Source organism: Neisseria sp. P0021.S007 (genome assembly GCF_051956855.1).
The window spans coordinates 1-1,372 of sequence record NZ_JBQCXA010000072.1 but is presented as its reverse complement, the minus strand read 5'-3'; the positions used below and the strand labels follow the sequence as shown (position 1 = coordinate 1,372).

Sequence of the window (1,372 nt, the reverse complement as noted above, 5' to 3'; positions counted from 1 at the left end):
AATACCAACAGCCTCGATGACCAGAAAAAATACTGGGGCGGCCTGTTCGGCGGTGAAAGCCAAGTTCAAAACAACCGTACAGAAAACCTGCACGGCAGCAGCATTACTGCCAACTCAAACGTAGTCTTGGGTGCAAAAAACGGCGTCAACGTTTACGGCAGTACCGTTGAAGGCCAAGCCGGTACATTCGTCAGCTCCAAAGCAGGCAATGTTGATATTAAAAACGCCACCAGCACCGATACTTCCGCACAAAGCGCGCGTAAAGGTACGATTTTCAATATCACTACCTCTAAAACCAGCAGCAACAGCAGCATTGAAAAAGTAACCGGTTCTACCCTGGTTTCCAATGCCGACCTGACCGTTGTTTCCAACAAAGACATCAATGTGATCGGTTCTGCATTGTTTGCGGCACAAAAACTGCAACTGTCTTCCGCAGGCGATTTGACCATTGATGCAGCCAAAGCAGTAGAAAACAAGCAGGTCAACGAGTATTCCATCAAAGGCTACTCTGGTATCGAAACCAATAAAGAAAACGGCAGCGTGACTGCCAAAGCCGGTATCAAATTTACCGATACCCACACCGACACCCATTCTGTCGGCCTGAACGGCAGCATTTTGACCGGTAAAAACACCCAGTTGTCTTCCAACTCAAACGTTACCGTCAGCGGCAGCCAAGTCAACGGCGAAGAATCTGTCAACATTTCCGCAGCCAATGACGTCAATGTTGTTGCATCCAAAGGCAGCAGCACTGTGACCGAATCCGGCCGCGTAACCGATTTGGGCGTATCTGCTACTGCATACGAAAAAAATAACGTTGCAGGCGTCGGCGTATCTGTCGGCATTACCAGCACCAAAACAGATGCAACTACCGTAACGAATACATCCCATGTATCCAACATCAACACCGGCGGCAACGCTACCATCACTGCAAACGGCAATATTAATCAAGAAGGTACCGTGATTAACGCGACCGGCAATGTGGTTGAATCTGCCAAAAACGTTACCCATGCAGCGGCACACAGCGGTGCAAAATCCGATGTGAAACAAAACGGCGGCGGTTTGGTCGTTTCTGTTGGCATCAGCACCAACAAAGGCATCGGCGGTGAAATCACTGCACAAGGTCAAGGCAACTCTTCGACCCACAATGAATCCACTGCAACCGTAACCACCATCAACGCAGGCAATGCCATCGTTTTGGCAAATGACAAAGTGTCTGATGAAGGTACAAAATACGATGTAACCGGTGCAATCAACATTGATGCAGGTTCATACCACAACACTGCCGCCCACAACACCAGCAACAGCAGCAGCAAACAAGGCGGCGCATCTTTGACTGTCGGCGCATACACCAAAGACGGTTCAAACGTTGATG

Annotated in this window: 1 protein-coding gene; it reads left to right on the top strand. The window is 49.2% G+C overall.

Translation table 11 applies throughout. The features are described from left to right. The coding region (locus tag ACTHUR_RS11165) for a hemagglutinin repeat-containing protein (protein WP_440398616.1) at positions 1–1,372 on the top strand (1,372 nt) is incomplete at both ends.